The organism is Amycolatopsis sp. NPDC059657, assembly GCF_042734395.1.
Lineage (GTDB): Bacteria > Actinomycetota > Actinomycetes > Mycobacteriales > Pseudonocardiaceae > Amycolatopsis.
In genome coordinates this window covers 56,557-66,680 of sequence record NZ_JBHWEB010000050.1, presented here as the reverse complement: position 1 = coordinate 66,680, position 10,124 = coordinate 56,557, and the positions used below count along the sequence as shown (strand labels likewise).

Sequence of the window (10,124 nt, the reverse complement as noted above, 5' to 3'; positions counted from 1 at the left end):
CCTTTGTGGACGTTAGATGCTGGTGGTCGGGCCACCGACGGCGGCCCGACCGACTCGCTCACGTGCCGATTGACAACGCAGGCCAAGCCTTAACTACCCGGCATTGGGTTCTAACCGGTCTAAACACTCACGACCCCTGGTCTCGCGTGGCCACTCGCAGCCCGTCCAAGCCTCCCGAAGCGAAGACCCCGCCGGCCTGCCCGGAGCACGCCACATTTGCCCTTCCCCTCAATAGAACCGTCGGGAACACTCACGACAAGCGGTGTCCGGCGCGTTCGGGCCTGATGTGCGAACCGCCGGACAGCGGATCGGGGAGCCTGCGAACGGTCGTGGCGATCGCCTCCTCGTCGACTCGGATGCCCAGCCCTGGGTGATCGCCGAGGAGATACGCCCCGTCTTCGACGTGCAGGTCGATGGTGACACCACACGGCGGGCGGAGATCCTGGAGTTCGCTGACCAGGTGATTGGGCACCGCCGTCGCGGCGTGCAGCAGGCCGACCGGCGTGGTGCCGATCGGGCTGACGGGCAGGTCGTGTGCGTGCGCGAGTGCGGAGACCCGCAGGAAATGCGTGACACCCCAGCCCGCGCCCGTCTGGACGATGTCGATCGCGCCCGCGGCGATCAGCGGGCGGAACTGTTCGAGCCCCGTGAGGTTCTCGCCGCTGGCGACCGAGGCGCGGATTCCCCTGCCGACGGTCGCGTGCCCGTCCGCGTCCCACCGCCGGACCGGTTCCTCGATCCAGGTCAGGTCCAGTGTCCGCTCGAGCTCGCCGATGTGGCGGACCGCCTGCTTGCGCGTCCAGGTCTCATTGACGTCGAGCATCAAACCCGGCCGTGTCCCGTGGCCCGCGTCGGTGAGCACGTCACGGACCAGCGCGAGGCGGTGCCGGTCACGCTCGATGTCGAGGCCGCCCTTGAGTTTCGCCGCGCGCAGTCCGCGTTCGGCGTAGGTCTGGTACAGCGCGACCAGTTCGTCATCGGCCAGTGCGATGTCCAAGCCCGACGCGTAGGCGGGCACGCGGCGGTCGCGTCCACCGAGCAGGCGCCACAGCGGTTCGCCCGCCGCCTGTGCCTTGATGTCCCACAGCGCGGTGTCGAGTGCGCCGATGGTGCCGAACACCGCGCCCGTGTGGCCCGCCTTGAACATGCGGCGCAGCATCCGGTCGTAGAGCGCGGTGACGCCGCGTGGGTCCTCGCCCTCGATGGCGGAGAAGACCTTCTCGATCTCCACGTGCGGCCCGAGCCCGACGCCGGTGATGCCGATGTCGGTCTCGACGATGACGATCGGGATCCGGACGAGGCCGTCGGCGTACACGCCGTTGGCGTCGCCGATCGGCCGGCCCCAGTCCTGGACGGTGGTGAGGGTCCGGTAGCCGGTGATGCGCATGTCAGCCCTTCGTCGACCCGGCGGTGACCCCGTCGGCGATCTGGCGTTGCAGGAAGAAATAGACGACGAGGACCGGTATCGCGGCGATCAGCACGCCGGAGGCGAAGGTGGGGATGTCGTCGGAATACTGCCCGCGCAACGAGGTCACGCCGACCATGAGCGTGCGATGCTCCGCGGACGGCATCATCAGCAGTGAGATGAGCACGTCGTTCCAGCAGAAAAGCGCGTCGAGCACACCGACCGACAGCAGCGCCGGTGCGCCCATCGGGAGCATGATCCGCCAGTAGACCCCGTACACGGTGTTCCCGTCGATGCGTGCCGCGTCGATGATCTCCGGCGGCACGGTCGCGTAGAAACTGGTGAACAGGAAGATCGTGAACGGGAGGAACTGCGCCACGTAGGCGAGCACGAGCCCGGGGTAGGTGTCGATGAGACCCGTGCCGGCCATCATTCGCGCCAGCGGAACCATGATCACCTGGAAGGGGATGAACAGCGCGGCGAGGATACCGACGAAGAGCGCGGACGAGCCACGGAAGCGCAGCCTGCCGAGCGCGAAGCCCGCCATCGACCCGAGCAGCAGGAGCAGCGCGACCGAGCACGCCACCACGATCACCGAGTTCAGGAAGTACCGGGACATCCCGACGCTCGTCCAAGCCTTGGCGATGTTCTCCCAGTGCAACGAGTCGAACAGGGAGAACCGGTCGAGCACGTACTCGCGGCGGGTCTTCATGGCCACGTTGGCGGTGAACACCAGCGGGTAGATCGTGGCCAGCGCGAGCGCGGCCATCGGGACCGCGATCACCCATTTCGTCAACCGGGCGCCGGACATCAGTCCTCCTTGGTCGCGCGTCGCAGTACGGCGATCTGGGCCAGTCCCACCACGAGCATGATCAGGAACAGCACGGTCGACGCCGCGGAAGCGAGCGCGGGCCGGTTCAGCTGTCCCTGCTGGATCCAGATGTAGTACTCGGGCAGGTAGGTCGATCCGGCGGGCCCGCCGCTGGTCATCACGTACAGCAGGCCGAACATCGAGGTCAGCATCCCGATCATGGTGGTGACGAAGACGAACTGGATCGTGCGCGACAGGCCGGGGATGATCACGTGCCGGATGGTCTGGGGGAGTGACGCGCCGTCCACCTTGGCGGCGTCGAGAAGCGACGCGTCGAGTGTCGAGAACCCGGCAAGGAAGACGACCAGCGCCATCCCGAACGTCGCCCAGATGTGCACGCCGACGACCGCGAAGAGCGCCACATCGGGATCGCCGAGCCAGTCCACCGGGCCGAGGCCGAGCGCGCCGAGGAGCGTGTTGAGCGGGCCGTCGAAGGCGAGCAGCAGGTTGAAGATCGCACCGACGATGACGGGGGAGAGCACGGCGGGGAAGAAGTAGACGCCGCGGTAGAGCCGGTGCCCCGGCACCCGCAGGTAGAGGAAGGTGGCGAGCAGGCCGGGGATCGCCACCGCCACCGGGAGCAGCAGCACGAGCAGGCCGACGTTGCGCAGCGCGGTCCGGAACAGGGGATCGCCGAGCAGTGCCAGGTAATTGTCGAAGCCGACGGCCGTGCCGTCGCGATCGCCATCGCCGGTGAACGAGAAGTTGACGCCGAGCGCCAGCGGCCACAGCCGCAGCGCGACGATGATCAGCACGGCCGGAGCCACCAGCACGAACGGTGCGAGGCGCTCGACCCCCGGTCGCCGGGTCACGCCGGTCAGCCCGTCTTCTCCGAGTCGGCGAGCTGCCGCACGACCTGGTCCACGGTGACCGAGCCGCTGAGCAGCTCCTGGGAGAGGCGTCCCATGAGGTCGGTCGTCTTGGAGGACAGCGCGACGTGCAGTGCGGGCTTGCCGCTCTTGAGCTCGGAGACGATCGTCTTCGCGGCCGGGCCGCTCGCGGAAACGTCGATCGTGGTGTCGGACGCGATCGCGCCGCTGTCGGCGTAGAAGGCGGCCAGCGCGTCGTGCGAGGTCAGTGAACGCACCAGGTCCGCTGCCAGTTTCGGGTCCTTGGACCACTTCGCGACCGCGTAGCCGATGCCGCCGTCGTAGGGGAGGCTCGGTGTCGCCGCCGGGTTGACCACGGGCGCCGGCATGACGCCGACCTTGTCCGCCGGGAGGAATTCGGCGAAGTCCTTCCAGTGCCCGACGTCGGACATCAGGCCGATGACATCGGCGGTCTTCGCGGACTGGAAGAGCGCGAACGCGTCGTTGAACATCGCGGTGGAGTTGGCGCCCTCGTTGTTCAGGCCCGCGTCGTTGGCCTGCTTCCAGAGTTCGAAGATCCGCTTCACGTCTGCCGAGGACCAGTCGCGTTTCCCGGCGATCCAGTCGTCGTACTCCTGCGGCGTCAGTACCGCCGATCCCATGGCGGACAAGAAGAACTGGATTCCGTAGCCCTCTTTGTTGCCCACCGCGAAGCACTTCGCGCCGGTTTTCTGGGTGATGACACCGCAGTTCTTGACGAAGTCGTCCCACGTCTTGGCCGGAGCCGCGACGCCTGCCTGTTCGTAGAGCGCCTTGTTGTAGTAGAGCGGATGTCCTTGCAGGGTCACCGGAGCCGCGTACGTCTTGCCGTCCTTGGCGAACGCGTCCCAGCCTGCCAGCCGCTGCCGGTCCTCGGTGAGGTAGGAGTCCAGCGGGGCGAGCGCGTCGGCCCGGTCGCGGATCTTGCCGCCCCCGTTGAAGAGGAGCACGTCGGGTCCCTTGCCGGCCTGGATGGCCGTGCCGAGCAGGGTGTAGTACTGGTCGAACGGCTGCGCCACGAATTCGACGGTGACGCCGGGATGTTTCTTGGCGAAGTCGGCCTTGGCCTTCGCCACGTATCCGGCCGCCTTCGCGTCACCGGACTTCCAGTCCCACACCACGAGCTTGCCCGCGGAGCCGCCGGACTCCCCACCAGGGCCCGCGGCACTCCCGCAACCGGCGGTCAACGCCAAGCCCATGACCAGGGCGGCGGACCAAAGTGTGCGCTGCTTCATCGCTGCTCACTTCTTCAGTTCTTCTGACGGATCGCGGGTGACGAACGGCCCGCGCGGTGTCGCAAACATAATTCGTATGACGTATGACGTCAACGCCCTCGGTGCAGTACACTCGTCCCACGCTCACCCAGCGCCACCGGAGGAGAGATGACGGCTTCAGGCCGGCAGCCGATCGCGACGGCTGCCCCGGCATGGGCGCGCCGGCCCGCGAACCTGGCGAGCGCGGTCACCGCCGAGCTCGTGCAACGCATCGTGCGCGGCGTTCACCCCTCCGGGACCTCGTTGCCGCCCGAACCCGCGCTGTGCGAGGCCTTCTCGGTGAGCCGGACGGTCATCCGCGAAGCGGTGAAGGTCCTCCAGGAAAAGGGCTTGGTCCAGGTGCGTCAGGGCGCGGGCACGGTCGTCACCCCGCCGTCGGCGTGGAACACGCTCGACCAGCTCGTCCTCACGGCCGTCATCGCCGAAGACGACACCCTGACCGTCCTCGACGATCTGGTGGTCACCCGCAGGCTGCTCGAATCGGATATGGCACTGGTCGCCGCCCGCACCGCCGACACCGGCACGATCGCCAGGCTGGGCGCACTGGTGGACCGCATGGACCAGCTCGTTGACGACCCCGTCGCCTATCGCGACCAGGACCAGGCCTTCCACGACACGATCATGCAGGCGTCCGGCAACAGCATCGCCCGCAGCGTCGTGCGCGCGCTGGAAAGCCAGGTCGGCAACACCGCCCGCTACACCGGCAGGACCGAACGTGCCCTGTGTGTGGCCTCCAATCAGGGACACCGCCGCATCTACGAGCGGATCGCGGCGCATGACCCTGGCGGCGCCGCCGAGGCCATGTCCACCCACATCACCGAGGCGTGGCTCGTGCGCCGCAGTGGAGCCGGCGACCCCGGCAGGCTGGACCGCTAGCCCGCGCGGTAGCTCTCCGGCGGCCCGAGGTAGCTGGCGGCGAGCCCGCCGGTGTCGACGACCAGCTTCTGCACGACCACGGTGGGATCGACCATCCAGACCTTCAGTGTGTGCACGCCGGGGGAGGGCACCGTGAAGGTCGTCGAAGTCCGGTTGGCGGCGTCGGCCGTGTTCATCCCCCACAGCGCGTTCATGGCCGTGTCGTCGACACCCGCGGTCGTGTTCACGACCTTGGGTGCCTGATCGTCGATCGAGATCGCGTACCGGACACCGCTGCCGGGCAAGACGTTGTTGCGTGGCGAAAGGTAGGCCCACACGGTGACCGGCCCCGCGGCGGCGAGGTTCATCCGGTACTCCAGCCGAGGGCCCGCGCCGATGGCCTGCGCCGCCGCCGTCGGCGGGTTCGGCGTCATGCCGGATCCCGTGCGGCCGATGCCGGCTACCCGTTGCCACGAGACCCCGGAGCCGCTGGACGCGCTGGTGTAGTGCTCCGCTTCCATTGACACATAACCGTTCCCTTCGACGAAGCCGGACAATGACGCGCCGCCGGGCTTGCTCACCACGGCCTCGACCGTCACCGTGCGGCCTGCGCCGGTCACGGTGATCGGAACCTTGGTCGTCCCCGGTGGTGCCTGCGGCCAGTCGACGGTGATCGCCGCGCGGACCTGCTTGCCGACACTGCCGCTGGGCTGGGAGATCTTCAGCCACGGCACCGATGCCGTGATCTGGTAGGCGAACGCGGTGGCGCCGCGGTTGAAGAGCTCGAGGTACTGGCCGGGCTGTGTCTGATAGGGGCTGAAGGTGGGCAAGACCGCCGGGGCGGTCGAGTTCGGCCACCAGTCCCGCGACCCGTCGAGCGCGACACCCAGCTCCGCCGCGCTCGGCACGGTGATGCGGTGCACCTGCGGGTAGATCTGGTCAGGGCTCGGCGGCGACTGCCAGCTCGCGTTGTCGCCGTACCTTTCCTTGTCGCCGTAGCCGAACTTGGTCTGGGTCTGCCAGCCACGCCACTTCCCGCCGGACAAGGTGGCGTTGTAGTAGTCCGACATGGCCTTGTCGTCGGCCAGCCGGGCCTCGGCGGTGGCGGCGAGGTCGTTGGTCGCCGCGCGACCCTGTGTCCAGTATCTGCGGTTCAGGAACTGGGCCTGGCGTAGCGCGTAAAGGTTCGCGGTGGCCTTCACCGGATAGAGCACGAGCTGGTAGAAAGCGGCTTGGTCGGCCGGAGGCAGGCTCGCCTTGACCGAGTCGGCCCGCTCGGCGAGTGCCTGCCACTCGGCGGTGACCCGGTCGAGTTCGGCGTAGTTCTCGATACTGAACGGCGTTGTGGTGTCGTCAGTGCTGACGCTTCCCGAGGAACCGCGGCTCATCTTCCGGTTCGTCGACTCCGGCTTGCGGCGCGCCTGCAGCTGCCCGTACGTGTGCAGGAGGCCGGCGACCGCCGGTGCCGCGCCGGTGCCGAAGTTCTGCGCGGCGAACTGCCGTTCCCAGTCGCCGATCTTGTCAGCGGGCAGCGCGCTCGGGTTCCAGGCGTAGTCGAGGAAGAACTGGGTCGGCCGCTCCATGTTCTTCAGGTCGCCGACGTTGGCGACCCAGAGCCGGTCGACCCCGTAGGCGTAGGAGGTGCGCAACTGTTCCCAGGTGTTCGCCAGGTTCGCGGTGTCGACCCACTTGTAGTTGCGGCTGCCGCCCACATAGTCGAAGTGGTAGTACATGCCGTAGCCGCCCGCCCGCGATGGCAGGCTGCGATCCGGCAGCTTGCGCATGTTGCCCCAGTTGTCGTCGGTGAACACCACGGTCACGTCATCGGGTGCGCGCAGGCCTTCGTCCCAGTAGCGCTGGACTTCCTTGTAGAGCGTCCACACCTGCGGTACCTCGGTGACCGGCTTGCCGGCCTCCTCGCTGATGATCTGGCGCTGCGCGGCGATGATCTGCTTCATGAGGTCGCTGCTGTCGCCGTCGGGCAGGCTGGTGTCACCGTTGCCGCGCATGCCGAGGGTGACCACGCCGTCGATGTGCTGTTCCCGCATCCGGCGGATACCCGCCCGCCAGTAGGCCTTGATCGCGTCGGCGTTGCGGATGAAGCTCCATTCACCGGTGCCGCCGTAGGCTTTAGGGGCGCGGTTCCATTCCTCGATGCCGCGCATCATCGGCGCTTCGTGCGAAGTGCCCATCACCACGCCATAGCGCGTGGCCGTGGCGTGGTTGACCGGGTCGTCCTCGGCGAAGGCGCGGTTCCATACCGCGGGCCAGAGGTAGTTGGCCTTCAGGCGCAGCATGACCTCGAAGACCTTTTCGTAGTACAGGTGGTTGAGGCCGCCCGGATAGCCGGACGCCTTGCCGGGGCCGAACATGCCGGGTGCCCAGCCGCCGGTCTGCGGATCCTCGTCGTTGATGAAGAAGCCGCGATAGCGCACGGCCGGGGTGCCCTGGCTGTACTTGCCCGGCAGCGCGTAGAGCGCGTCATGGTGCCGGGCCGGGACGTCGTTCCACCAGTTCCACGGCGAGACGCCGATCCGGCGGGAGACGTCGTAGACGCCGTAGATGGTGCCGCGCTGGTCGCTGCCCGCGATCACCAGCGCCTTGTCCACAGTGGGCATCGGGTTGGACACGACCTGCTGCCGCGAGGTTTCCCATTTCCCGGCGACACCGGAGACATCGAGTTTGCCTTGCGAGACGAGGCCGTCGATCAGCGGGCTCTTGCCGAGCGTGCCGATCAGGACGACCTGGCTCTGCTGCGGGACGTGGCCGGCCGACACGACCGGCTGGACGCCGGTGACCCGCTTGATGTCGTCCCGCAGGTCGTCGACCACGCGGACCACACCAGGGTGGTCACCGCTGTCGACCACGAGCGGCGCCGCCTTGCCACCGGCCACGAGGGTCAGCCCGTCGGTGACCGGGCTGAAGCCGATGTAGCCGTCGGCCGCTTCCTGCCCGGCCGCGGTCGCGGGCGCGGGACACAACGTCGCCGCCGCGACCACGATGGCCACCCACACCGGCAGTTTCCTCGTCGATCGCCGCTGGCACCGCATGTCGAGCCTCCAAGCCAACTGGGTGTGTCGGACAGAATGGTGGGGTCGTGGTCGGTGGCCCGGCCCCGCAATGTCGCATTTGCCCGCTTTGCGGGGTGGGGTGGACGGAATGAACGGGGCGTATGTGTGGCTCAGCGTTGCGAACGCCCCGTTCGCAACGTTCAACCACCCTGCGGCACCCACCGAGCAGCGGGTTTGACCAACCTGCCCGACCCTTAACCGCCCGGCATTGCGGATATACGGGTGAGGGAGGCCCTCACCCAAGCCCGAGTCCACGAGCACGCCACCTTTGCGTTTCCCTCAATAACCGGGCGTTCACGACCCCTGGCCTCGCGTGCCGTCAGGTGCGAAGGCCGCTCATGATGCCGTCGATGATGCCCTGCTGGGTCACCGTGCGGGAGCGTCGGTCGAACAACCCCATGCCGTACCGATCGTTTCCGCCATTGTCCCAGTAGACGGTGGACGCTCCGTACTTCTTGGCGGTGGCCACGATGGCGCGCGCGAAGTCCGCGCGATACCTGTTGTTCGACGAGTCGAAGGCGGACTTGTCGACCGAACCGTATTCACCGACGACCACCGGATATCCTCTGGTGACGAATTTGTCGTACGTCATTTTCAGCTGCGAGTCCAGGTAGTCTTCCTGTCCCCAGGTCGACTTCCGGGACGGGTTGGTCGCTCCCCGTCCCCATTGCGTGATGGTGCCGCTTTCCTCTCCCGCGAAGTCCCAAGGGCTGTAGTAATGAACGGAGATCATGATGCGCTGCTCAGTGCCGGGAATCGTGGAGGACCGATAGCGGTCGGACGGGATCGTGAACCCGTAGTCCCCGGCCGTGTAGTCGATATTCGTGTTCCAGCCTGGCACGAGAAGCCATCGTGAGCTGTTGTTCCCGCCGGTCTTGCGCACGGTGTCCACGAAGATCTGGTTGTAGGCGTTGATGTTCGAGTAGCACGGCTGGGTCGGGCGGCCGTACTGCCCGTCGAACTCCTCATTCATCGATTCCAGGATCAGGCGCTGGTCGTAGTTCCGGAATCTGGCCGCGACCTGCTGCCACACCTTCTGGTACTTGGCCTTGATCGTGTCCTGGGCGGAGGAGTCGCAGATCAGCCACGAGCCGGAGATGGTCTTGTAGCCGTCGCCGTGCATGTTGATCAGCACGTACAGGCCCCGGCTGTGGGCGTAGTCGACGACTTCCTGGATCCGGTTCAGCCAGCCCGCGTTGACCGGGTAGTTCGGGCCTGACCCGATGTTGTTCAGGTAGGAGACCGGGATCCGGATCGTCTTGAACCCCGACGCCTTCACTTTGTCGATCAGGGCTTGCGTTACCGTGGGTTGACCCCAGGCGGTCTCGGCGGGGTATCCGTTGGAGTTGGCTTCCAGCTGGTTGCCCAGATTCCAGCCCGCGCCCATGTCGGTGACAATCTGTGACGCGCTCAGCCGCGACTGGGTGGCCGCCGATGCTTGATTCGCCCAGCTGGACACGATTCCGGTGGCCGCCAGCACGGCGGCAAGGAAAACAACGCTGATATTCCTTGCTCTTGAACGCAATGGACTTTCCTCTCTTCTGGTATATCCCGTCAGTGCGAGGAAACAGAGCGGCTGCTGGTGGTAGCGCGCTTTGCTGACTGTGCCATCGGGGACATCGATGGTCAAGATCGCACAGTTCCAGCCTCGGCGAATTCGACGAATTCGCTTACAGCCGGCGGCGGACGCGCTACCGGGTCGAGGCCGCCGCGGCCATGTCCGGCCTGCTCGCGGGCAAGCGGCTGGTGCGGGACTCGGCGGGCCGCAAAGAAAGTTTCATCGGAACAATGCGGCAAGCG

Annotated in this window: 7 protein-coding genes; 1 reads left to right on the top strand and 6 read right to left on the bottom strand. The window is 67.1% G+C overall.

From position 1 onward, the window contains the following. Nucleotides 1-250 precede the first annotated feature (250 nt). The 4 genes from ACFV15_RS25910 to ACFV15_RS25895 are packed head-to-tail and all read right to left on the bottom strand — an operon-like array spanning nt 251 to nt 4,359. Nucleotides 251-1,387, bottom strand: coding sequence for a mandelate racemase/muconate lactonizing enzyme family protein (locus ACFV15_RS25910; protein WP_378353192.1), 1,137 nt, complete (start codon nt 1,385-1,387; stop codon nt 251-253). Between the two features lies 1 nt (nt 1,388). Beyond that, nucleotides 1,389-2,216, bottom strand: coding sequence for a carbohydrate ABC transporter permease (locus ACFV15_RS25905; protein ID WP_378353191.1), 828 nt, complete (start codon nt 2,214-2,216; stop codon nt 1,389-1,391). Then, entirely contained in the window at nt 2,216-3,088 is an 873-nt protein-coding gene (locus tag ACFV15_RS25900; protein ID WP_378353190.1) for a carbohydrate ABC transporter permease, read from the bottom strand. The genes ACFV15_RS25905 and ACFV15_RS25900 overlap by 1 nt, the downstream gene beginning before the upstream one ends. Before the next feature lie 5 nt (nt 3,089-3,093). Further along, complete coding sequence (locus ACFV15_RS25895) at nt 3,094-4,359, bottom strand: ABC transporter substrate-binding protein (RefSeq protein ID WP_378353189.1); 1,266 nt, start codon at nt 4,357-4,359, stop codon at nt 3,094-3,096. Nucleotides 4,360-4,506: 147 nt separating this feature from the next. Between ACFV15_RS25895 and ACFV15_RS25890 the strand changes: the two genes are divergently transcribed. Then, a complete protein-coding gene (locus ACFV15_RS25890; RefSeq protein WP_378353188.1) occupies nt 4,507-5,274 on the top strand; it encodes a FadR/GntR family transcriptional regulator in 768 nt (255 codons plus the stop codon). Here the strand turns inward: ACFV15_RS25890 and ACFV15_RS25885 are convergent. Both ACFV15_RS25885 and ACFV15_RS25880 read right to left on the bottom strand, forming a co-directional pair. Beyond that, a complete protein-coding gene (locus ACFV15_RS25885; protein ID WP_378353187.1) occupies nt 5,271-8,267 on the bottom strand; it encodes a glycosyl hydrolase 115 family protein in 2,997 nt (998 codons plus the stop codon). The two genes, ACFV15_RS25890 and ACFV15_RS25885, sit on opposite strands and share 4 nt — an antisense overlap. A 376-nt stretch (nt 8,268-8,643) precedes the next feature. Continuing rightward, nucleotides 8,644-9,804 carry a glycoside hydrolase family 5 protein gene (locus ACFV15_RS25880; RefSeq protein WP_378353186.1) on the bottom strand — a complete coding sequence of 387 codons (1,161 nt, stop codon included), beginning with the start codon at nt 9,802-9,804 and terminating at the stop codon, nt 8,644-8,646. Nucleotides 9,805-10,124 lie beyond the last annotated feature (320 nt).